The organism is Streptomyces sp. NPDC048290 (genome assembly GCF_040652095.1).
Lineage (GTDB): Bacteria > Actinomycetota > Actinomycetes > Streptomycetales > Streptomycetaceae > Streptomyces.
This window is the reverse complement of the sequence record NZ_JBEZLM010000005.1, coordinates 164,081-186,404: the sequence shown is the minus strand read 5'-3', so window position 1 is coordinate 186,404 and position 22,324 is coordinate 164,081. Positions and strand designations below refer to the sequence as shown.

Annotated in this window: 23 protein-coding genes; 15 read left to right on the top strand and 8 right to left on the bottom strand. The window is 73.4% G+C overall.

The window, feature by feature from the left end; translation table 11 throughout:
- Positions 1–187: 187 nt before the first annotated feature.
- The gene (locus AB0D49_RS10310) at positions 188–781 is read left to right on the top strand and encodes a histidine phosphatase family protein (protein ID WP_362753906.1); all 594 of its coding nucleotides are present in this window, start codon (positions 188–190) and stop codon (positions 779–781) included.
- Between the two features lie 14 nt (positions 782–795).
- Here the strand turns inward: AB0D49_RS10310 and AB0D49_RS10305 are convergent, their stop codons facing one another.
- The 3 genes from AB0D49_RS10305 to AB0D49_RS10295 are packed head-to-tail and all read right to left on the bottom strand — an operon-like array spanning position 796 to position 2,345.
- Positions 796–1,239, bottom strand: a complete 444-nt coding sequence (locus tag AB0D49_RS10305) for a DUF6314 family protein (RefSeq protein WP_362753902.1) — start codon at positions 1,237–1,239, stop codon at positions 796–798.
- Positions 1,240–1,247: 8 nt separating this feature from the next.
- Complete coding sequence (locus tag AB0D49_RS10300) at positions 1,248–1,613, bottom strand: DUF1801 domain-containing protein (RefSeq protein WP_362753898.1); 366 nt, start codon at positions 1,611–1,613, stop codon at positions 1,248–1,250.
- Between the two features lie 21 nt (positions 1,614–1,634).
- Entirely contained in the window at positions 1,635–2,345 is a 711-nt protein-coding gene (locus AB0D49_RS10295; RefSeq protein WP_362753895.1) for an SMI1/KNR4 family protein, read from the bottom strand.
- Between the two features lie 162 nt (positions 2,346–2,507).
- Between AB0D49_RS10295 and argC the strand changes: the two genes are divergently transcribed.
- From argC to AB0D49_RS10270, 5 genes are all read left to right on the top strand, one after another.
- Positions 2,508–3,536: an N-acetyl-gamma-glutamyl-phosphate reductase gene (gene argC, locus AB0D49_RS10290; RefSeq protein ID WP_362753892.1), complete on the top strand. Its 1,029-nt coding sequence runs from the start codon at positions 2,508–2,510 to the stop codon at positions 3,534–3,536.
- 88 nt (positions 3,537–3,624) lie between these two features.
- Positions 3,625–4,776 (top strand): bifunctional glutamate N-acetyltransferase/amino-acid acetyltransferase ArgJ, encoded by a 1,152-nt coding sequence (argJ, locus tag AB0D49_RS10285; RefSeq protein WP_362753889.1) that lies wholly within the window; start codon positions 3,625–3,627, stop codon positions 4,774–4,776.
- Positions 4,773–5,681 carry an acetylglutamate kinase gene (gene argB / locus AB0D49_RS10280; protein WP_362753885.1) on the top strand — a complete coding sequence of 303 codons (909 nt, stop codon included), beginning with the start codon at positions 4,773–4,775 and terminating at the stop codon, positions 5,679–5,681. Before argJ ends, argB begins: the two co-directional genes overlap by 4 nt.
- A complete protein-coding gene (locus AB0D49_RS10275) occupies positions 5,678–6,892 on the top strand; it encodes an acetylornithine transaminase (RefSeq protein ID WP_362753882.1) in 1,215 nt (404 codons plus the stop codon). The genes argB and AB0D49_RS10275 overlap by 4 nt, the downstream gene beginning before the upstream one ends.
- Positions 6,893–6,911: 19 nt before the next feature.
- On the top strand, positions 6,912–7,463 hold the full coding sequence (locus AB0D49_RS10270) for an arginine repressor (RefSeq protein WP_362753879.1): 552 nt from the start codon (positions 6,912–6,914) through the stop codon (positions 7,461–7,463).
- Between the two features lie 192 nt (positions 7,464–7,655).
- Here AB0D49_RS10270 and AB0D49_RS10265 read toward each other — a convergent pair whose 3' ends face one another.
- From AB0D49_RS10265 to AB0D49_RS10245, 5 genes are all read right to left on the bottom strand, one after another.
- Positions 7,656–8,459 (bottom strand): FAD:protein FMN transferase, encoded by an 804-nt coding sequence (locus AB0D49_RS10265; protein WP_362753876.1) that lies wholly within the window; start codon positions 8,457–8,459, stop codon positions 7,656–7,658.
- Complete coding sequence (locus AB0D49_RS10260) at positions 8,452–9,213, bottom strand: FMN-binding protein (RefSeq protein ID WP_362753872.1); 762 nt, start codon at positions 9,211–9,213, stop codon at positions 8,452–8,454. Before AB0D49_RS10260 ends, AB0D49_RS10265 begins: the two co-directional genes overlap by 8 nt.
- A 25-nt stretch (positions 9,214–9,238) precedes the next feature.
- Positions 9,239–10,621, bottom strand: a complete 1,383-nt coding sequence (locus AB0D49_RS10255) for a ferredoxin reductase family protein (protein ID WP_362753868.1) — start codon at positions 10,619–10,621, stop codon at positions 9,239–9,241.
- A gap of 108 nt (positions 10,622–10,729) precedes the next feature.
- On the bottom strand, positions 10,730–11,434 hold the full coding sequence (locus AB0D49_RS10250; RefSeq protein WP_362753865.1) for a L,D-transpeptidase family protein: 705 nt from the start codon (positions 11,432–11,434) through the stop codon (positions 10,730–10,732).
- 77 nt (positions 11,435–11,511) lie between these two features.
- Positions 11,512–12,099 carry a pyridoxamine 5'-phosphate oxidase family protein gene (locus AB0D49_RS10245; protein ID WP_362753862.1) on the bottom strand — a complete coding sequence of 196 codons (588 nt, stop codon included), beginning with the start codon at positions 12,097–12,099 and terminating at the stop codon, positions 11,512–11,514.
- 176 nt (positions 12,100–12,275) lie between these two features.
- Between AB0D49_RS10245 and argH the strand changes: the two genes are divergently transcribed.
- From argH to AB0D49_RS10200, 9 genes are all read left to right on the top strand, one after another.
- A complete protein-coding gene (gene argH, locus AB0D49_RS10240) occupies positions 12,276–13,709 on the top strand; it encodes an argininosuccinate lyase (RefSeq protein ID WP_362753859.1) in 1,434 nt (477 codons plus the stop codon).
- 253 nt (positions 13,710–13,962) lie between these two features.
- Positions 13,963–14,934 carry an aldo/keto reductase gene (locus tag AB0D49_RS10235; protein ID WP_362753856.1) on the top strand — a complete coding sequence of 324 codons (972 nt, stop codon included), beginning with the start codon at positions 13,963–13,965 and terminating at the stop codon, positions 14,932–14,934.
- 100 nt (positions 14,935–15,034) lie between these two features.
- The gene (locus AB0D49_RS10230) at positions 15,035–15,586 is read left to right on the top strand and encodes a helix-turn-helix domain-containing protein (RefSeq protein ID WP_362753852.1); all 552 of its coding nucleotides are present in this window, start codon (positions 15,035–15,037) and stop codon (positions 15,584–15,586) included.
- On the top strand, positions 15,583–17,112 hold the full coding sequence (locus tag AB0D49_RS10225) for an MFS transporter (protein ID WP_362753849.1): 1,530 nt from the start codon (positions 15,583–15,585) through the stop codon (positions 17,110–17,112). The genes AB0D49_RS10230 and AB0D49_RS10225 overlap by 4 nt, the downstream gene beginning before the upstream one ends.
- A 312-nt stretch (positions 17,113–17,424) precedes the next feature.
- On the top strand, positions 17,425–17,721 hold the full coding sequence (locus AB0D49_RS10220) for a hypothetical protein (RefSeq protein WP_362753846.1): 297 nt from the start codon (positions 17,425–17,427) through the stop codon (positions 17,719–17,721).
- Complete coding sequence (locus AB0D49_RS10215; RefSeq protein ID WP_362753843.1) at positions 17,718–18,701, top strand: AAA family ATPase; 984 nt, start codon at positions 17,718–17,720, stop codon at positions 18,699–18,701. The genes AB0D49_RS10220 and AB0D49_RS10215 overlap by 4 nt, the downstream gene beginning before the upstream one ends.
- Positions 18,698–19,609 (top strand): DUF58 domain-containing protein, encoded by a 912-nt coding sequence (locus AB0D49_RS10210; protein ID WP_362753840.1) that lies wholly within the window; start codon positions 18,698–18,700, stop codon positions 19,607–19,609. Before AB0D49_RS10215 ends, AB0D49_RS10210 begins: the two co-directional genes overlap by 4 nt.
- Positions 19,610–19,700: 91 nt before the next feature.
- Positions 19,701–20,651, top strand: a complete 951-nt coding sequence (locus AB0D49_RS10205; RefSeq protein ID WP_362753837.1) for a VWA domain-containing protein — start codon at positions 19,701–19,703, stop codon at positions 20,649–20,651.
- A gap of 455 nt (positions 20,652–21,106) precedes the next feature.
- A complete protein-coding gene (locus AB0D49_RS10200; protein ID WP_362753834.1) occupies positions 21,107–22,270 on the top strand; it encodes a trypsin-like peptidase domain-containing protein in 1,164 nt (387 codons plus the stop codon).
- The last annotated feature ends 54 nt before the right edge of the window (positions 22,271–22,324 follow it).

Sequence of the window (22,324 nt, the reverse complement as noted above, 5' to 3'; positions counted from 1 at the left end):
GTGCCGCCGCCGGGGGTGACCCGAGGGGCGAGGGCGGTGCGGCCCAGGCGTGGAGTCCCGGACCGGCCCGGTGATTCGCGGTAAATGCCCGGCTGATTCTTACCTCCCGGTAAACCCTTGCGCACCGACGGTATCTCCTCGGCAATCCCCTCTTGACCTGGGCACACTCCAGGCACACCATCCCCGCATGGCCATTCGGGTCACCTTCGTCGCCGCCGCCCGCAGCTCACCGCTGCTCGCCGAGACCTTCGAGGACGACCGGCCGCTGGACCAGGCCGGCTGGGTCGAGGTGCAGCGCCTCGCCCATGAACTGGTGCCGCTCGCCGCCGCCGAGCTGCGCTACTGCTCGCCGACCCCGCGCAGCCGGGCCACCGGCGACGCCCTCGGCTACGCCCCGCTCGTCCAGCCCGCCCTGCGGGACTGCGACATGGGCCGCTGGCGCGGACTGACCCTCGGCGAGGCCATGGCCCGGGAACCGGGGGCGGTGGACGCCTGGCTGTCCGACCCGCGCGGCACCCCGCACGGCGGCGAGTCCATGATCTCCTTCATCACCCGGGTCGGCGGCTGGCTGGACACCCGGCCGGTGGACGACGGCGGTCATATCGTCGCCGTCGCCGAGCCCTCGGTGATCCGCGCGGCCCTGGTCTACGCCCTGAAGGCGCCCCCGGCGAGCTACTGGAACATCGACGTACGGCCGCTGTCGACCACGACGGTCACCGGTCGCTCGGGCCGCTGGAACCTGCGCTTCGACGGGGCTCCCGAGCCACCCTGGTACGGCTGACCGGCTACACCCGGCTATACCCGGCCGTACTCGGTGACCAGCAGCAGGTCCTTCGCCGGGCCGCCCACCCGCCACACCGTGCGCCAGTGGTCGGCGTCGGTGACGGTGAACTCGCCCCGGTACAGATCGGCCGAGCAGGGATAGTCGGCGGTGTGCCGTCCGGACGTCAGGTCGAGGCCGTGGAAGGGGCGGCCGTCCGCGAACCGCACCTCGGCCGTGCCCGGCCAGGACCCCGGCCGGAACAGCAGCGTCCGCTCCGCGGGCCGGGCCACGCCCCGCCAGACGAACGTGCCGGTCTCCCGGTGCACCAGGCCGCCGCCGTCCCCGTCCGGCGTGAAGTCGGTCGCCCCGGTGAACCGTCCCTCGTCCCCGCTCCCGAGGTCCCGTACCAGCCGCTCGACCCGCCAGCGGCCGGCCAGGAACGCCAGCACGTCCGGCACCGCCCAGTACCCGTCCATGCCCGCCCTCAGCAGACGGTCCCCGGCGCGGCGGCCGTGGCCCGCAGCAGGTCCCGCACCAGCGTGTAGTCGATCGCCGCGGGGCGGCTGAAGCGCAGACAGCCCTTGCCCATGTCCTGTCCGGCGAGCCGGTCCGCGAAGGCGTCCCGCACATCGGGCCGCAGCAGATACAGCGAGATGTACCGCCGCTGCCCCGCGAAGGCGATCTCCGCGGTGCCGTCGCGCTGGTAGACGGGCATCCCGTACGCCATCGCCTCGGTGAACCCGGTCAGCTCGGCGCGGCACAGCTCTCGCAGCCGGGTCAGCGCCTCCCGCTGTCCGTCCCGCGCTTCGGCGAGATACGCCTCGACCGTCCGTGCGTCGCTCTGCACCATGGGGGGAGCGTACGCCCGCGCTCAGCGGGCGGGGACGGCGCCGGTCTCGCGTTCGGCCGCGTCCAGCCAGTCCAGGTACCAGCGGGCGAAGGTCAGCGGGGCGCCGGTGGCGTCGAGCAGCGGGGCGAGGTCCTGGTCGTCGGCCCGGTCGTCGGACCACATGGTGCCCCGGTGCACCCCGGAGACCACCAGCCACTGGCGCAGGGCGCAGCCGAGATGGCAGAGCACCAGCGCGCCGACCGTGCGCTCCGGGGTGAGCAGCACCGCGGCCCAGCGCTCCTCCCAGTCCTCCATGGCGGTGTCGAAGGCGTCCTCGGCGAAGGCGCCGTCGACCAGGAAGTCCTCCTCCTCGGGCCGGGCGGCGAAGAGCCGCTCCAGCAGCTCGGGGGCGGGCCCCCGCTCCGGGAACGGCTCGGCGAGCCGCCCGGGGTCGGCGAGGTCGGCGCCGTCCCCGTCCCAGGCCCAGCCGCTCGCCTCCCGCTCCTCCCGCCGGACCGGGAACACCCCGTACGACGGTCCGGCGCCGCCCGCGCCGACATGCCGCAGAAAGCCCCGGTAGTCCTCGGGCAGCCGTACGCCGAGCGCCGACTCCAGGCCGGTCAGCTCCGCCTCGCTCAGCGCCGGGTCCAGCTCCCAGCCGTGCCCCGGCGCCCCGAACACCCGCTCGCTCCCGGGCCGGTCACGCAGCGCCTCGACCCGCTCCCGGACCCCCGCCCACATCTCTTCGCTCATGCCGGGAAACTAGCGGGCGGCACTGACAGCGCGGGTCGGGGGACGGGGCGGAGTGGGCCGGGGTCCGGCTGGACAGTAATCGGGGGCGGGTGGGACATGATCGCGGCCATTGCATAAACGTGCAGCCGCACGTATAGTCATGCCATCTAGGAGGAGGGTTCCATGACGGTACGTGCGGCGGTGGCCGGGGCGAGCGGGTACGCGGGCGGCGAGCTGCTGCGGCTGCTCCTGGCCCATCCCGAGGTCGAGATAGGCGCCCTGACCGCCCACTCCAACGCCGGTCAGCCGCTCGGCGCGGTCCAGCCGCACCTGGCGCCGCTCGCCGACCGGGTGCTCGCCGAGACCTCGCCCGAGGCGCTCGCCGGGCATGACGTGGTGTTCCTCGCGCTGCCGCACGGCCAGTCCGCCGCCGTCGCCGAGCAGCTCGGGCCCGAGGTCCTGGTGATCGACATGGGCGCCGACTTCCGGCTCGCCGACGCCACCGACTGGGAGACGTTCTACGGCTCCGCGCACGCCGGGACCTGGCCCTACGGGCTCCCCGAACTGCCGGGCGCCCGCGCCGCGCTGGAGGGGTCCAAGCGCATCGCGGTGCCCGGTTGCTACCCCACGGCCGTCTCGCTCGCCCTGTTCCCGGCGTACGCGGCGGGACTGGCCGAGGCGGAGGCCGTGATCGTCGCCGCCTCCGGCACCTCCGGGGCGGGCAAGGCGCCCAAGGCGCATCTGCTGGGCTCCGAGGTGATGGGCTCCATGACGCCGTACGGCGTGGGCGGCGGCCACCGGCACACCCCCGAGATGATCCAGAACCTCAGCGCGGTCGCCGGGGAGCGGGTCGCCGTCTCCTTCACACCGACCCTCGCCCCGATGCCCCGCGGCATCCTCGCCACCTGCAATGTGAAGGCGCGGGAGGGGGTGACGGGGGAGACCCTGCGGGACGCCTACGCGAAGGCGTTCGCCGACGAGCCGTTCGTCCGGCTGCTGCCCGCCGGGCAGTGGCCCGCCACCGCGTCCGTACAGGGTTCCAACGCCGTTCAGGTGCAGGTCGCGTACGACGCGGCCGTCGGACGCATCATCGCGATCAGCGCCATCGACAACCTGACCAAGGGCACCGCGGGAGGTGCCCTCCAGAGCATGAACCTCGCCCTGGGGTTCGCGGAGACCACGGGGCTTTCCACGACCGGAGTCGCACCGTGAGCGGCGTACGCGCCGCCGCCGGGCCGCAGACGACGACGAAACCCGCACCCGCGCGCCGCACGGGCGCGGAAGCGAACGAGGAGACGCAGTGAGTGTCACGGCAGCACAAGGGTTCACGGCGGCCGGGATCGCCGCCGGGATCAAGGCGAACGGCAACCCGGACCTGGCCCTCGTGGTCAACACCGGGCCCCGCCGCACCGCCGCGGGCGTCTTCACCTCCAACCGCGTCAAGGCCGCCCCGGTGCTGTGGTCGGAGCAGGTCCTCAAGGGCGGCCAGGTCTCCGCGGTGATCCTCAACTCGGGCGGCGCCAACGCCTGCACCGGCCCGAAGGGCTTCCAAGACACCCACGCCACCGCCGAGAGGACCGCCGAGGTGCTGGGGCACAACGCGGCCGAGGTCGCCGTCTGCTCCACCGGCCTGATCGGCGTCCTGCTCCCCATGGACAAGCTGCTGCCCGGCGTCGAGACCGCCGCCGCGCAGCTCTCCGGGCACGGCGGGGAGAAGGCGGCCATCGCCATCAAGACCACCGACACCGTGCACAAGACGGCCGTCGTGACCAAGGACGGCTGGACCGTCGGCGGCATGGCCAAGGGCGCCGGGATGCTCGCGCCCGGCCTCGCCACCATGCTGGTCGTGCTCACCACCGACGCCGACCTCGACGCCGACGTGCTCGACGGGGCGCTGCGCGCGGCCACCCGGACCACCTTCGACCGGGTCGACTCCGACGGCTGCATGTCCACCAACGACACCGTGCTGCTGCTGGCGTCCGGCGCCTCCGGGGCCGTCCCGGACCGCGCCGAGTTCGCCGAGGCGGTCCGGGCGGTCTGCGACGACCTCGGGCAGCAGCTCATCCGGGACGCCGAGGGCGCCAGCAAGGACATCCGGATCGAGGTCGTCCACGCGGCCAGCGAGGACGACGCCGTCGAGGTCGGCCGCTCCATCGCCCGCAACAACCTCCTCAAGTGCGCCCTGCACGGCGAGGACCCCAACTGGGGCCGGGTGCTCTCCGCCATCGGCACCACCTCCGCCGCCTTCGAGCCGGACCGGCTGAGCGTGGCCATCAACGGCGTGTGGGTGTGCCGCGACGGCGGGGTCGGCGAGGACCGCGACCAGGTCGACATGCGCTTCCGCGAGGTGCACATCGTCGCCGACCTGGCGGCCGGCTCCGACACCGCCACCATCTGGACCAACGACCTCACCGCCGACTACGTCCACGAGAACAGCGCGTACTCGTCATGACCGGCACCCGCAAGCACACCGCGCTGCCCAAGGCGCAGATCCTCATCGAGGCGCTGCCCTGGCTGACCCGCCACCACGGCAAGACCGTCGTCATCAAGTTCGGCGGCAACGCCATGGTGGACGAGGAACTCAAAGCCGCCTTCGCCCAGGACGTCGTCTTCCTGCGGCACGCCGGGCTCAAGCCGGTCGTGGTGCACGGCGGCGGCCCCCAGATCAGCGCCGCCCTCGACCGGCACGGCATCGTCAGCGAGTTCAAGGCCGGCCTCCGGGTCACCACCGAGGAGGCCATGGACGTCGTACGGATGGTGCTGGCCGGGCAGGTGCAGCGGGAGCTGGTCGGGCTGCTCAACCAGCATGGGCCGCTCGCCGTCGGGCTCACCGGCGAGGACGCCCGCACCATGACCGCCACCAAGCACCGGCCCCGGGTCGACGGCGAACTCGTCGACATCGGGCGGGTCGGCGAGATCACCGGGATCGACACCGGCGCGATCGAGGCGCTGCTCGCCGACGGCCGGATCCCGGTGATCTCCTCCATCGCCCGCAGCGCGGACGACGGGCATGTCTACAACGTCAACGCGGACACGGCGGCGGCGGCGCTCGCCGCGGCACTGGGCGCCGAGACCCTCATGGTCCTCACCGACGTCGAGGGGCTCTACGAGGACTGGCCGCACAGCGACGAGGTGATCAGCAGGCTCACCGCGAGCCAGCTGGAGAAGCTGCTGCCGGAGCTGTCCGCCGGGATGGTGCCGAAGATGCAGGGCTGTCTGCACGCCGTCCGGGGCGGTGTCACCACCGCCCGGGTCATCGACGGCCGGGTCCAGCACTCGATCCTGCTGGAGATCTTCACGGATGAAGGCATCGGCACGATGGTCGTGCCCGACGAGCCGCGGGGGGACACCGAATGAGCACCGACGAGACGACCGCCAACGACGCCCTCACCGGGCGCTGGCAGGGCGCGCTCATGAACAACTACGGCACGCCCCGGCTGCCCCTGGTGCGCGGTGAGGGAGCCCGGCTGTGGGACGCCGACGGCACCGAGTACACCGACTTCGTCGGCGGGATCGCGGTCAACGCGCTCGGCCACGCCCACCCCGCCGTCGTGGCCGCGGTGACCCGGCAGATCGCGTCCCTGGGCCATGTCTCCAACCTTTTCGTCGCCGAACCGCCGGTCGCGCTCGCCGAACGGCTGCTCCAGCTCTTCGGCCGGAGCGGCAAGGTGTTCTTCTGCAACTCCGGTGCCGAAGCCAACGAGGGCGCCTTCAAGATCGGGCGGCTGACCGGGCGCGGCCACATGGTCGCCACCGAGGGCGGCTTCCACGGCCGCACCATGGGCGCCCTCGCGCTCACCGGCCAGCCCGGCAAGCAGGAGCCGTTCCGGCCGCTGCCCGGTGACATCACCCATGTGCCGTACGGCGACGCGCAGGCGCTGGCCGCCGCGGTCACCGAGGACACCGCGTTCGTCATCATCGAGCCGATCCAGGGCGAGAACGGGGTCGTCGTCCCGCCGCCCGGCTATCTCAAGGCGGCCCGCGCGATCACCGCCGCGACCGGCAGCCTGCTGGTGCTGGACGAGGTGCAGACCGGGGTCGGGCGCACCGGGCACTGGTTCGCCTACCAGGCCCACGAAGGCGTCCTGCCGGATGTCGTCACCCTCGCCAAGGGGCTCGGCGGCGGGCTCCCGCTGGGCGCCACGGTCGCCTTCGGCCGGGCCGCGGAGCTGCTCCAGCCCGGCCAGCACGGGACGACGTTCGGCGGGAACCCCGTGGCGTGCGCCGCCGGGCTCGCCGTCCTCGACACCGTCGCGGACGACGGGCTGCTGGCCAACGTCAAGCGGCAGAGCGAGGCTCTGCGGGACGGGATCGAGAGGCTCGGACATCCGCTGGTCGCGCATGTCCGGGGTGCGGGGCTGCTGCTGGGTATCGTGCTCACACAGCCGCTCGCACCGCGGGTGCAGCAGGCGGCCCAGGACGCCGGCTTCCTGGTCAACGCGCCCGCCCCCGACGTCGTACGGCTGATGCCGCCGCTGAATCTCGGCGACGACCAGGTGGCGGCGCTGCTCCGGGCACTGCCGGGTGTGCTCGACGCGGCGGGCGGGGACGGACGATCCGGCGAATGAACCGGGGATTGAGACGACGATGAGTCAGGCGCAGGACCATGAGCAGACGCCGGAAGGCGGGGCCGGGCCCGCGGTGCCGCAGACGCGGACCGCGCGGCACCGGCGGATCGTGGACATCCTCAACCGGCAGCCGGTGCGGTCGCAGAGCCAGTTGGCGAAGCTGCTCGCGGACGATGGGCTGAGTGTCACCCAGGCCACGTTGTCGCGGGACCTCGACGAGCTGAACGCGGTGAAGATCCGGGACAACGAGGGTGATCTGATCTACGCGGTGCCCAGTGAGGGCGGGTTCCGTACGCCGCGGGCGCCGCTCGGGGAGTCGGCGAAGGAGGAGCGGATGCGGCGGCTCTCCGCGGAGCTGCTGATCTCCGCGGAGGCTTCGGCGAATCTGGTGGTGCTGCGGACTCCTCCGGGGGCGGCGCAGTTTCTGGCGTCGGCGATCGATCAGGCCGAGCTGCATGACATTCTCGGGACGATCGCCGGGGACGACACGGTGCTGTTGATCAGTCGGCGGGGGGATGGGGGGCAGGCGTTGGCGGATCATCTGCTGCGGTTGGCTCAGAACGGGGGGTGACGTTACGGGGGGTGGTGGTCGGGTGCGGGTCGGTTGTGGTTGGTCGCGCAGTTCCTCCCCCAGAGGGGGTACCCCCAGCGCCCCTGAAAAGCACGGGCGCTGCCCCTGCCCGCGTGCATGGTTCGGGTCACTTTTGCCTGCGTGCGCGGTTCCCCGCGCCCCTGAAAGGCCCCCGTGTCCCTGAAAGGTCCCTCAGCCCAGGCGGGCTGCCAAGCCGCCCGTGCAGCGGACCTCGTCGCCCGCTGTGATCAGGAGGGCCTCCACGCCCGGGAGGGACTCCAGCCAGGCCAGGCCCTCTCGGGAGCCCATCGCGAACGCCGCCGTGGCCCAGCAGTCCGCCCAGGTCAGCCGGGGGCCCACCACCGTCACCGCCACCAGGTCCGTCACCGCGGAGCGGCCCGTGCGCGGGTCCACGATGTGCGCGCCCCGCTCCGCCGTGCCCGAGGTCGCCACCGCCAGCTCCGCCAGACCGGAGGAGGAGATCACCGCCGCGAGGCCCCCGGGGCGCACCGGGTCCGCGATGCCCACCCGCCAGGGGCGGTCCGCCGCCGGTGCCCCCAGCACCTGCACATCGCCACCGCCGTTCACACTCACCCCCACCACCCCCGGCACCGCCGCCAGCCGCAGCGCCGCCCGCTCCACCGACCAGCCCTTCACGATCCCGGTCGGATCGACCCGGCCCCGGTAGCGGGTGCTGAACCAGCCCTCGCTCACCCGTTCCGCCTCCGCGCCGAGCCCCAGCACCTCCGCCATCTCCGGCGCGCACTGCCCGACCGTCAGCTCCCCGGCCGCCAGCCGGGACACCTGGCTGTCCTCGCGGTACGTGCTGAACACCGCGTCGGCCTCGTGCAGCCCCGCGACCACCTCCCGCACGGCCGCCCGCACCTCGCCCGGCTCACCGCCCCGGACGTCCAGCGAGAACACGGTGCCCATCACCTCCTCCGCGTGCCGGAGCGTGGCGGGGGCGGGCGCGGGATCGGTCACCGGCTCAGCCACCGGCCTGGTCCAGCGCCGATTGCAGCGACTGCTGGTACCCGGTGCTGGTGTAGGTCGCGCCGGACACCGTGTCGATCCGCGCGCTGCCCGCGGCCACCGCCGCCGCGTTCAGCTTCGGTACCGCGTCCGTGGTGACCTGGGTGCTCCGGCCGCCGCTCGGCGCCTGCACGGTCTCCGCCTCGACGATCTTCCCGCCGCTGACCGTGATCCGTACCTGTACCGGGCCGTACTGCGTCTCGGCCGCCTCACCCGTCAGCACCTGACGCTCGGCCGGGGCGTCCGGGGCGGCCGGTGGTGTCGCAGGGGTAGAGGTCTTCAGCTGGTCCAGGGCCGATTGCAGGGACTGCTTGTATCCCGCGCTGGTGTAGGTCGCGCCGGACACCGTGTCGATCTGCGCGCTGCCCGTCTCCACCGCCGCCGCGTTCAGCTTGGGCACGGCGTTCCCGGTGACCTGCGTGCTCTGGCCGCCGCTCGGTGCCTGGACCGCCTCGGCCGCGGTGATCTTCCCACCGGTGACCGTGATCCGGACCTGTACCGGGCCGTACTGGGTCTGCGCGACGGTGCCGGTGACCGCGCCGCCGCCCGCGGGCTGGGCACCGCCCTGGGCGGACTGCTGCCCGCCGGCCGGCGGCTGGGCGCCCACCGCGGCGGCGCCGGGGTCGGAGCCCGGCTTCATCGACAGCAGCAGCACGATGCCGGACACGGTGGCCGCGGTGGCGAGCACGGCACGCCGGACGGGATGGCTCTTCTTCATGGTCTGCCGGTCTCCTGATGCTCGCTCACATCGCGAACGACTCGAAGTGGATGCGGCGGGCCGGAACGCCCGCGCCGCGCAGTGCCTCGTACACCGTCTGGGCGAAGCCGGGCGGCCCGCACAGGAACACGTCGTGGCGGTCGATGTCGGGGATCTTGCGGCGCAGGGTGTCCGCGGAGATGTCCGGGCGGGCCCCGTCGGGGCTGTTCACCGCGTACATCAGCCGGGCGCCCCGCTCGTCCGCGATGGCGGACAGCTCGTCCCACAGGGCCAGGTCCTGGGTGCTGGTGGCCCGGTAGAGCAGGGTGATGTCACCGGAGGCGCCGGGCAGGGTCTCGAACAGCGCCCGCATCGGGGTGATCCCGACGCCGCCCGCCACCAGCAGCACCTTGCCCCGGCTGCGCCGCGACGCGGTCAGCGCTCCGTAGGGGCCCTCCGCCCACACCCGGGTGCCGGGGCGCAGCTCGCGCAGCCCGCCGCTGTGGTCGCCGATCGCCTTCACGGTGATCCGCAGCATGTCCGGGCGCGGCGCCGCCGACAGGGAGTACGGATGGGAGCTGAAGCGCATGCCCGGCGCCAGGAACCGCCAGCGGAAGAACTGCCCCGCCTCCGCGCCCATCCGGTGCAGCTTGCGCCCGCCGATCAGCACCGACACGATCCCCGGTGTCTCCTCGACGACCGCCTCGACCCGCATCCGGTGCCGCAGGTTCAGCCGGACCGGAGTGATGATCCGGAACCACAGCACCAGCGCGGTGACCACCCCGTACAGCCCGTACCAGAACGTCTTCGCGACCGGCTCCACGGCGAAGTCGTTGCCGGTGGAGATCTGGTGCCAGAACGTCAGGAACACCGCCGCGTACGTCGTCAGATGCACGTGGTACCAGGTGTCGTACGGCATCCGGCGGCGCACCGGGCCGATCGAGACCAGGCCGATCAGTACCAGCAGGGCGGTGCCGATGGCGGCCTTGCCCATGTCGGGGAGCTGGTTGATGGAGTCGGTGGTCTGGCGGACGATGTCGGCGAGGCCGAGACCGGCCTGGCGGGCGTATCCCCACATGATCAGGAAGACATGGGCGAGGACCAGGCAGAGGGTGTAGCGGCCGGTCATGGCGTGCCAGCGGGCGACCCGGTCCGAGCCGACCCGCCGTTCCAACGCGGGCACGCGGGCCATCTGAAGCACCACCAGCGCCATCAGATAGCCCGCGAGCAGTCCGGTGATACGGCCCGCGTTGATGATCCGTCCCGTGTCGTCGCCGATGGAGGGGGTGTTGTGCCACCACAGCCAGAGCACGGCGGCGGCGCCCGCCCACACCACGATCAGCAGGGGCACGGCCGGGGAGCGGCGCGGGCGGATGCGGCGCATGGTCTGCCGCCGGGCGGCACGGCCGCCTGCGAGCGTGCTGGTCACGGTTCCTCCGGGGACGGGGGCGACGGATGTGTCGAAGTCCCTTGGCCCAGAGATACGTGCCGGGTCCGCCGTGCGTTCAGCCCGCCGGACGGGTCGCGAAAGCGCTGCTCAGTAGCGGGTCACGGCGGTCGCCCCGCCCTCGGTGCCGATCGCGATGTGCGGACGGGCCGACGGCCGCGCCCAGGCGAGGATCGTCCGCATGGCGTCGGCGGGGACGGAGACACAGCCCGCCGTCGGACCGCTGCCGTTGACATGCAGGAAGATCCCGGCGCCGCGCCCGCGCACCGGGGCGCGGTAGTTGAAGCCGACGACGAGCGCGTGCGCGTACTGCGTGCCGTACGTGATCATGTGTTCGGCCTGGTCGGCCCGGCAGTCGGCGGCGCGCGGCTCGCTCCAGCGGTTGTAGTCCTTCGAGGCGTTGTCCTGGCACCACCAGGACTCCGCCCGCACCGGCCGGAAGGCGTACGTCGTCCCGGGCGGCGCGGGCTGGATGCCGAACGCGTACGGCAGGTCGTACAGGCCGGTGGGGGTGGTGTTCGTGCCCTGTTTCCGGGTGGCGCCGTCGACCAGCCCGTTCGCGCCGAACCGGGCGGGTGTGGAGCCGGACTCCACCCACTGTCCGCCCTCGCCTCGGTCCCACCAGGTGACCGTGCCGGTGGTCGAGCCGGTGTCCGGGGCCACGGCGGTGATCAGCTGGTCGCCGCCCCCGGTGTCGGCCATCCGGCCGGGCAGCGGCCCGGGTCCGGCGGGCGCGGCGCCCAGCAGGGCGGCGGAGGCGATCAGGGCGAGGGCGGCGGCGAGAACGGGGCGCATGTGGCCGACGCTAGGGGCGGGGCGGGGGCGCGGCAGCGCGGGTGGCCCGTTCGGGGGGACGGGTCGGGGGCCGGTCGCTACACCGGGGTCGGCGGGAGCGGCAGCGGCAGTCCCGGCAGCCCGTCCAGGGAGCTGGCCACATGGTCCTTCTTGTGGAAGTACGCGTCGAGCGAGGTGTCGTCCTCCCGGGCGAACCGCCGCCCGTGCAGCTCGCGGTCCTCGTCGTACGTCATCAGCGGGACGGCGTAGCCGCAGGTGTCGCGGATCAGTTCGGCGGTGACGACGATGATCGCGCGCAGCCCGTGGCGGGTGGAGTCGATGGCGGGGAAGCGGGCGAGCAGGCCAGGGAAGCGCGGGTCGTCGCGGAAGACCGGCTCGCCCCGGCCGTGCACCCGCACGATGTTCGGTGGTCCCTGGAAGGCGCACCACATCAGGGTGATCCGGCCGTTCTCCCGCAGATGGGCGATGGTCTCGGCGTTCGACCCGGCGAAGTCCAGATACGCCACGGTCGATCCGTCGAGCACGGCGAAGGAGCCTTTGAGGCCCTTGGGGGAGAGGTTGACCGTCCCCTCGTCGGACAGCGGGGCGGTCGCGGTGAAGAAGAGCGGCTGCTCTTCGATGAACGTACGGAGTCTGCCGTCTATGCGCTCATATGTCTTTCCCACGCCTAAAGGTTATTCCGCCTAACGATTCCTGGGCAATGGGAAATAGTGGGGGGTGGGACCGGAAAGTGGGGGAGGGAGTGAGACCGGAACGTGGGGGGAGACCGGAAATTGACTGATCATGCAGAGGTCTGCATAATCATGCAGGACGGTGACGTACGGCGTGAGGAGCAGCGCAAGTGAGCAGCAACAGCGGTGACGTTCGGCTCTGGGGCGGCCGTTTCGCCGACGGTCCCGCCGAGGCCCTGGCGAAGCTGTCCGCGTCCGTCCACTTCGACTGGCGGCTCGCCCCCTACGACATCGCCGGTTCCCGCGCCCACGCGCGCGTCCTCCACACGGCCGGGCTGCTCACCGAGGACGAGCTGACCCGGATGCTCGCCGGGCTCGACCGGCTGGAGGCGGATGTCGCCGACGGCTCCTTCACCGGCACCATCGCCGACGAGGACGTCCACACCGCGCTGGAGCGGGGGCTGCTGGAGCGGCTCGGGCCCGACCTCGGCGGCAAGCTGCGCGCCGGGCGGTCCCGCAACGACCAGGTGGCGACCCTCTTCCGGATGTATCTGCGCGACCACGCCCGGACCGTCGGCGGTCTGATCGCCGACCTCCAGGACGCCCTGGTCAGCCTCGCCGACGCCCACCCCGACGTGGCCATGCCCGGCCGCACCCATCTCCAGCACGCCCAGCCGGTGCTGTTCGCCCACCATGTCCTCGCCCATGTCCAGGCCCTGTCCCGGGACGCCGAGCGGCTGCGCCAGTGGGACGAGCGCACCGCCGTCTCGCCGTACGGCTCCGGCGCGCTCGCGGGCAGCAGCCTCGGCCTCGACCCGGAGGCGGTGGCGAAGGAGCTGGGCTTCGAGCACGGTTCCGCGGCCAACTCCATCGACGGCACGGCGTCCCGGGACTTCGTCGCCGAGTTCGCCTTCATCACCGCGATGATCGGGGTGAACCTCTCCCGGATCGCCGAGGAGGTCATCATCTGGAACACGAAGGAGTTCTCCTTCGTCACCCTGCACGACGCCTTCTCCACCGGCTCCTCGATCATGCCGCAGAAGAAGAACCCGGACATCGCGGAGCTGGCGCGCGGCAAGTCGGGCCGTCTGATCGGCAACCTCACCGGCCTTATGGCGACCCTCAAGGCCCTCCCGCTCGCCTACAACCGCGACCTCCAGGAGGACAAGGAGCCGGTCTTCGACTCGATCGACCAACTGGAGATCCTGCTGCCCGCCTTCACCGGCATGATGGCCACCCTCACCGTCCACCGCGAGCGGCTGGAGGAACTGGCCCCGGCCGGGTTCTCGCTGGCCACCGACATCGCCGAGTGGCTGGTCAAGCAGGGCGTCCCGTTCCGCGTCGCCCACGAGGTGGCGGGCGAGTGCGTGAAGGCGGCGGAGGCCGAGGGCAAGGAACTGGCCGACCTCACCGACGACCAGTTCGCCAAGATCTCCACCCACCTCACCCCCGAGGTCCGCACGGTCCTGAACGTCCCCGGCGCCCTGGCATCCCGCAACGCCCGAGGCGGCACGGCGCCCAGCGCGGTGGCCATCCAACTGGCGGAGGTGAAGGCGGACCTGGGGGTCCAGCGTGCGTGGGCGTCCGCCAAGGAACGAGGCTGAGGGCCGCTGTCGACGCCGGGGGGCGTCACGCCCTCGGGGGCGCGGCTCGACGCCGGGGGGCGTCACGCCCTCAGGGGCGCTGGGGGTACCCCCTCTGGGGGAGGAACTGCGCGACCAGCCACAACGAACCCGCACCCGCCCGACAACCCCCACCCCTCCCCCCGTAGGCGCCGAAGCCCCACCCCACCGCATCCCGGGTTACGTTGACCCCGTCACCGAACCGAACACGCGACGCCGATCGACGGAGCCCGCGATGCCCTTCGCCCGCCTGTCCACCGCCACCACCCCCACCGCGCACATCGGCCTCGGCCTCGCCGCGGTGGGCCGCCCCGGCTACCTCACCCTCGACCGCGAAGAAGCCCTCGGCGAGCACCGCAGCCCCGAAGACCTCCGCACCCGCGCCCACGACCTCCTCACCGCCGCCTACGCCCAAGGCGTCCGCTACTTCGACACGGCCCGCTCCTACGGCCGCGCAGAGGAGTTCCTCGCCGCCTGGCTCACCGCGAACCCGGGGATCGACGACGTCGTCATCGGCAGCAAATGGGGCTACACCTACACCGCCGACTGGTCCGTCGACGCCGAGCAGCACGAGGTCAAGGACCACTCCCTCGCCACCTACGAACGCCAGCGCCGCGAAACCGCCGCGCTGCTCGGCGACCGTCTCGACCTCTACCAGATCCACTCCGTGACCCCGGACAGCCCCGCGCTCACCGACAAGGCCCTGCACGCCGAGCTGGCGAAGGCCGCCGCCGAGGGCGTCACCGTCGGCTTCTCCACCAGCGGCCCCGCCCAGGCGGACGCCATCCGCGCCGCCCTCGCCGTCACGGTCGACGGCGAGCCCCTCTTCCGTACCGTCCAGTCGACGTACAACGCGCTGGAGACCTCCGCCGGGCCCGCGCTCGCGGAGGCGCACGACGCCGGTCTGACGGTGATCGTCAAGGAGGCGATGGCCAACGGCCGCCTCGCGGACCCGCACGCGCCGGACGCGCTGGCCGCCGTCGCCCGGGAGACCGGTCAGGGCGCCGACGCCGTCGCGCTCGCCCTGGTGCTGCGCGAGCCCTGGGCCGGAGTGGTGCTCTCCGGCGCCGCGACCGTCACCCAGCTCGCCGCCAATCTGCACGCGGCGGTCGTCGACCTGGACGACGATCAGCTGACCCGGCTCGGCGCGCTCGCCGAGGACCCCGGGACGTACTGGGACCACCGCGCCCACCTGCCCTGGCACTGACCCCTCTGACCTGCGCGTTCAGTCTTCTCACTCACCCGTGACATGAATCACGCACGCCCAGGGTGAGACATCACTGTCTCAAATGGGTTATCGTCGTCTCATGGCAGTCGATCGTGACCAGGTGCTGCGCTCCGCCGCGGCGCTGCTCACCCACAAATCCACCGCGACCATGGACGAGGTCGCCAAGGCGGCGGGCATCAGCCGCGCCACCCTGCACCGGCACTTCGCCGGGCGGGACGCCCTGATCCGGGCCCTGGAGGCGCTGGGCATCGCCGAGTGCGAGGCCGCCCTCGAACGGGCCCGGCTCGACGAGGGCGCCGCGGCCGGCGCCGTCCGCAGGCTCGTCCGTGAGATCGAGCCGTCCGCCGCCCTGCTCGCCTTCCTCTACACCGAGAACCAGCTGTTCGAGGGCGAGGAGCGGGACGCGGGCTGGCAGCGCCTGGACGACCGGATGACCGCGCTGTTCCGGCGCGGTCAGGACAGCGGTGAGTTCCGCATCGACCTGACCCCCGTCTGGCTCACCGAGGCGCTCTACGGCCTGGTGGGCGCCGCGGCCTGGGCCGTGCAGGACGGCCGGGTCGCCGCCAAGGACTTCGAGACCATGATCGTCGAGCTGCTGCTCGGCGGAGCGATACGGAGAGAGGAATCATGAGCAGCACCGTGCGGGTGGCGGCCCCGACCGAGGTGGTCAAGCGTCCCGGCCGCTGGCTGGCGCTGGCCGTCCTGGTCCTCGCCGTCCTGCTGGTGGCCGTCGACGCGACCGTCCTCGGCCTGGCCACGCCGTACATCAGCGAGGACCTCGACCCCACCGGGACCCAGCTGCTGTGGATCGGTGACGTCTACTCCTTCGTCATCGCCGGTCTGCTGGTCTCCATGGGCAGCCTCGGTGACCGGATCGGCCGCAAGCGCATCCTGCTGATCGGCGCGACCGCGTTCGGCGCGGTCTCCGTGCTCAACGCCTACGCGACGACGCCGGAGCTGATGATCGTGGCCCGTGCGCTGCTCGGTGTGGCGGTTGCCACGCTGATGCCGGCCACGCTGGCGCTGATCCGCAACCTCTTCCACGACCCGCGCGAGCGCAGCCTCGCCATCGGCATCTGGGGCGCCACCGCGTCCGCGGGTGCCGCGATAGGCCCGATCATGGGCGGCTTCCTGCTGGAGCACTTCTGGTGGGGCTCGGTCTTCCTGATCAACCTGCCCGTGATGGCGGTGCTCGTCGTGGTCGGCGCCAAGCTGCTGCCCGAGTCCCGCAACCCGCAGCGCGGTCCCTGGGACCTGATCAGCGTCCTGCTGTCGCTGGTCGGCATGATCGCCGTGGTGTACGCCATCAAGGAGGCGGCCAGCCATGGCTTCGCGTGGGCCACGCTCGGCGCGGCGGTCCTCGGCGCGGCGGCGCTGTACGGGTTCGTCCGCCGCCAGTTCACCCTTCCCGCGCCGCTGCTGGACGTCCGGCTGTTCCGCAACCGGGGCTTCAGCGGCGCCGTGCTCGCCGATCTGCTGACCATCCTCGGGCTGTCCGGGCTGGTGTTCTTCCTGTCCCAGTACTTCCAGCTGGTGCAGGGCAGGCGTCCGCTGGAGGCCGGGCTCGCCGAGCTGCCGGCCGCGATCGGCGCGGTGAGCGCGGGTCTGCTCGCCGGTGTGGCGGCCCGCCGCTTCTCGGTGCGGTCCGTGGTCACCGGCGGACTCGCCGCGGTCGGTCTGGCGCTGGGCGCGCTGACCTTCATGGACCAGTCCACCGGCTATCCGCTGCTCGGCGCCGCCCTGCTGGTCGTCGGCCTCGGCGCGGGCTTCGCGTTCACCGTCACGGCGGACGTCATCCTGGCCGCCGTACCGAAGGAGCAGGCGGGCGCCGCCTCGGCGGTCTCGGAGACGGCCTACGAACTCGGCGCCGCGCTCGGCATCGCCCTGCTCGGCTCCATCGTCACCGGCGTCTACCGGGGCTTCGCCGCCCCGCCGGGGACACCGCAGTCGGCCCATGAGTCGCTGGGCGGCGCGGTGGAGGCGGCGTCCGGGATGCCCGCCCAGCAGGGCGCGCAGATGCTGGACGCGGCCCGCGAGTCGTTCGTCAGCGGTCTGACCACGGCGGCGGGCATCGGCTCCGCGGTGCTGCTCGCCGCGGCGGTCGCGGCCTGGTTCCTGCTGCGCGGGCAGCGGCTGGAGAGCGCCGCCACGGCGTAGGGCTCCTCTGGGGGCGGCCTCTGCGGGGGCCGTCCCTTTGGAGCGGGTTCAGGGAGGCCGCCGCTTGGGGACCGTGGTCACGGAAGCCGCCTCGTGGGGGCCGCGTCCACGGGAAGCCGCCCGCTAGGGACTGCCTCCACGGGAAGCCGCCCTAAAGGGACCGCCTCCACGGAAGCCGCCCTATGGGCACCGCCTCCGCGTAGGGCGCCGATATGTAGGGGTCGCGTCTCCGCTTTAAGTCCCTTTTCGCGTCCACCTGATGGTCTTGACTCCGTCACCGTCGTCAGCACACGACAGAAGGAGTCACCGACCATGACCCGACGCATCCGCCTCCTGGTCACCCTGGGCGCCGTGCTCACCGCCGGTCTCTCCGCCGGCGGTGCCACCTGGGCCGGTCACGGCGAGCCCGCCGAGGACCGGATCAGCTATGTCATCCGGGAGACCGACGAGAACGCCGTCGGCACCGCCGCCGACGCGTACGACGACTGCCCGTGGTGGGACGGCCCCGGCTCGGCCACCGGCCCCTCCGGGACGCCGTCCGAAGCCCCGTCCGAAGCCCCGTCCGACACTCCGTCCGACGCCCCGGCCGACGTGGCCTCCACGCTGTGACCGTCTCCGAGGGCAAGCTCCTCGAAGAGGCGCTCTTCGAGGTCAAGCGGGTGATCGTGGGCCAGGACCGCATGGTGGAGCGGATGTTCACCGCGATCCTGGCCCGGGGCCACTGTCTGCTGGAGGGCGTCCCCGGCGTCGCCAAGACCCTCGCGGCCAAGACCCTCGCCCAGGTGGTCGGCGGACGCTTCGCCCGGGTCCAGTTCACCCCCGACCTGGTCCCCTCCGACATCACCGGCACCCGGATCTACCGCCCGTCACAGGAGACCTTCGACATCGAGCCCGGCCCCGTGATGGCCAATGTGGTGCTCGCCGACGAGATCAACCGCGCCCCCGCCAAGGTGCAGTCCGCCCTGCTGGAGGTCATGGGCGAACACCAGGTCTCGATCGGCGGCACCACCCTGTCGGTGCCCGAGCCGTTCCTCGTCCTCGCCACCCAGAACCCCATCGAGTCCGAGGGCGTCTACCAGCTCCCCGAGGCCCAGCGCGACCGGTTCCTGCTGAAGGTGGACGTCGAGGCGCCCAGCGAGTCCGAGGAACTCGCCATCCTCTACCGGATGAGCGTCGACCCGCCCCGCGCGCGTCCCGTCCTCACCCCGGAGACCCTGGTCGCCCTCCAGCGCGCCGCCGACGACGTCTTCGTCCACCACGCCGTCGCCGAGTACGCCGTACGGCTCGTCGTCGCCACCCGGGACCTCGCCGGGCCCGGCAGCAGGCTCGCGCACGGCGCCGGACCGCGCGCCACCCTCGGCCTGGTCGCCGCCGCCCGCGCCCTCGCCCTGCTGCGCGGCCGGGCCTACGTCCTGCCCGAGGACGTCCACGACCTCGCCCACGAGGTCGTCGCGCACCGGCTGGTGCTGTCCTTCGACGCGCTCGCCGACGGCGTCGACGCCGGACAGATCGTCGACGAGGTGCTCGCCGCCGTCGAACGGCCCCGCGTCAGCCCGCGCCGTGAGGTCGGGGAGGAGGCGGTCGCATGAGCGCGCCGACCCTGCGCGACCTCACCCCCGAACAGGCGCTCCGGCATCTGGAACTCCTCTTCACCCGCCGCCCCGACGGACTGCTCCAGGGCGACCACGCCTCCGCCGTCCCGGGACCCGGCAGCGAGACCGCCGAGACCAGGCCGTACCTCATCGGCGACGACGTGCGGATGATGGACTGGAACGCCACCGCCCGCACCACCGTCCCGCACGTCCGGCGCACCCTCGCCGACCGCGAACTGACCATCTGGCTCGTCCTCGACGCCTCCGCCAGCATGGACTTCGGCACCGCGCGGATGGAGAAGCGGGACCTCGCGGTCGGCGCCGCCGCGGCCGTCGCCTTCCTCACCGAACGCGCGGGCAACCGGCTCGGCGCCCAGCTCACCGGCCCCGACGGCATCCGCCGTATCCCGCCGCGCGGAGGCCGCCGCCATCTGCTGTCCATCCTGTACGCCGCGCTGGACCGGCCCCGGGTCGAACCCGGCGTCCCCGAGCACAGCCTCGGCGAGGCGCTGCACGCCCTGCGCGAACTGCCCGCGCGCGGCATGGTCGCGGTGGTCTCCGACTTCCTGGAGACCGGCTGGGAACAGCCGCTGCGGGTCGCCGCCCGCCGCCACCAGGTCCTCGCCATCGAGACCGTCGACCCGCGCGAGCTGGAACTGCCCGCCGTCGGTCTGCTCACCCTCGTCGACCCGGAGACCGGCCGCCGCCGCGAGGTCCCCACCCACTCCCGGCGGCTGCGTGAGCGCTACGCGCAGGCCGCGCTGGAGCAGCGGGCCCTCATCCGGCAGTCCATCCGCGCCTCGGGCGCCGCCCATCTGCGGCTGCGCACCGACCGCGACTGGGTACGGGACGTGGCCCGCCATGTCGAGGCCCAGCGCCGCAGGTCCGGCGGGGGCGCCGCGTGAGCGCCCGCGAGGAGACCCAGAAGCCCCATGAGCCTCCTGGAGGAGACCCCGCGAGCCTCCTGGCCCCCGCGAGCTGCCGGGAGGAGACCCCATGAGCCTGATATCGCCCGGCTGGCTGGCGCTGCTGCTGCCGCTGCTCGCCCTGATCGCCGCCTATGCGGTGGTGCAGCGCCGGCGCACCCGCTACGCCGTCCGGTTCACCAATCTCGATCTGCTGGACAAGGTCGCCCCCCACCGCCCCGGGCGGCGGCGCCACATCCCGGCCGCGGCCTTCTGCGCCGCGCTCGCCCTGCTGGTCGTGGGGTTCGCCCGGCCCACCACCGAGGTCCAGGTGCCCCGGGAGCGGGCCACCATCGTCATCGCCTTCGACGTCTCGGTCTCCATGGAGGCCACCGACATCGCCCCGAACCGCTTCGAGGCCGCCCGGGAGGCCGCCCTCGCGTTCGTGGACCAGCTCCCCGAGCGGTTCAACGCCGGGCTCGTCCCGTTCAGCGGCTCGGCGACCGTCGCGGTCGCGCCGACCACCGATCGGGCGGCGCTGCGCACCGCCATCGAGTGGCTCAGCACCGGCCAGGGCACCGCCATCGGCGACGCGGTGATCGCCGCCCGGGGCGCGATCCGGGCGCTGGACGCACGGGCCGAGACCGAGCCCCCGCCCGCCCACATCGTGCTGCTCTCCGACGGCTCCAGCACCACCGGCCGCTCGGTGGAGGAGGCCGCGCGGGAGGCCGCCGCCGAGCAGATCCCGGTCTCCACGATCGCCTACGGCACCGACGAGGGCACGATCACCCTCGACACCGGCGACACCGTCCCGGTCCCGGCCGACGGCCCCGCCCTGGAGGGCCTCGCCGAGGCCACCGGCGGCGACTTCCACGAGGCCGCCACCGGCGAGGAACTCCAGGCGGTCTACGAGGACATCGGCAGCTCCGTCGGCTACCGCACCGAGGAGCGCGAGATCTGGGCGTGGTTCGTGGCCGCGGGCCTGATCGCCGCGCTGGCCGCCGCCGCGACGTCCCTCCTCTGGTTCTCCCGACTGCCATGAACGCCGCCTACCTGCCGCCGCCGGCACCGGCTGGCATGAGCGCCCTTGACCGGCCGCCGCCGATACCGGCTGTCGTGAACGCCGCCTACCTGCCGCCGCCGACATCGGCTGCCGTGAACGCCCTTGACCGGCCGCCGCCGATACCGGCTGCCGTGAACGCCCTTGATCTGCCGCTGCCGGTACCGGCTGCCGTGAACGCCCTTGACCTGCCGCCGCCGACATCGGCTGCCGTGAACGCCCTTGACCTGTCGCTGCCGGTACCGGCTGTCGTGAACGCCGCCTACCTGCCGCCGCCGACACCGGCTGCCATGAGCGCCCCCGACCGGCCGCCGCCACCGACACCGGCCGCCGTGAACGCCCCCGACCCACCCCCGTCGACACCGGCTCCCCGCCGCCCCGACCGCCCCGACCGCCCCTTCTGGCTTGCCCATCACCCCCGCCCAAGGAGACAGCCCATGACCGACGACGGCCGGCCCGGCCCCGGCGACCGACTGGAGACGCCCGGACCGTACGGCGCCCGCCCCGTCCCGCCCGGCGTCCCGGCGGTCGACAACGGTCTGCTGCCCGCGCACCCCGTGGCCCGCGCCAACGGCTACCTCGGCGACCGGGGCGGCACCCTCCCCCCGCCCACCGACCCCGCCCCCGACCGGCAGGACACCCCGCCCCCGCCGTACACCGCCCCCGCCCCGCACGCCCCCGCCTCGCACGCCTCCTCCCCGCACGCCCCCCTCCCCGGTCTCGGCGCCCCCCGCGGCCCCGGCTTCCTCGCCGGGCGCCCGCCCGAGCCCCCGCCCCACGCCGCCGCACCCGAATCCCCGTCCCCGTTTCCGTCACCGAACCCCGCCCCCTACGCCACCTTCCGGCACCCCCAGCCCCGCCCGGCGCCGCGGCCCCCCGCCGGGCCCGGCTCGCGGTTCGCCGCCACCCTGGCCGTCCTGCTGGCCGCGGTCCTCGCGGGCGGGGCCGCCGGATACGGCGCCGCGGGCTTCGCCGGCGACGACCCCGCGGACGCGCCCGTCCAGGCGGGCGACCTGGAGGCGGTCGCCGCACGGGTGCTGCCCAGCGTGGTGTCGGTGGAGACGGACGATGGCCAGGGCTCCGGCTTCGTCTTCGACGACCGCGGCCGGGTCCTCACCAACGCCCATGTGGTGTCCGGCAGCTCCCGGGTCACCCTGGAGCTCCAGGACGGCCGCAGACTGGACGCCGAGGTGGTCGGCGAGGACCCCGCCAACGACGTGGCCGTGCTGGAGCCGGAGACCGCCCGGGGCCTCGCCGCCGCCGACCTGGCCACCGGAGTGCCGCCCGCCGTCGGGGACACCGTCCTCGCGATCGGCTCGCCGCTCGGCCTCAGCGGAACGGTGACCTCGGGTATCGTCAGCGCACTCGACCGGGACGTCCGGCTGGGCGACGGCGGCCGGCGCAGGGCGCTCCAGACCGACGCGTCGATCAACCCCGGCAACTCCGGCGGACCGCTGGTCGACGACGCGGGCCGGGTCATAGGGATCAATACGGCCATCGCCACGTTGAACCAGGAGACGGGCGGCTCCATAGGCATCGGCTTCGCGATTCCCGTGGCCGACGCCCTGGCCGCCGCCGAGACCATCATCGACGGGGGCTGACCATGACGCCGACCCTGACGTCGACCCCCACCACCCCCCACAGCACAGCGCCGC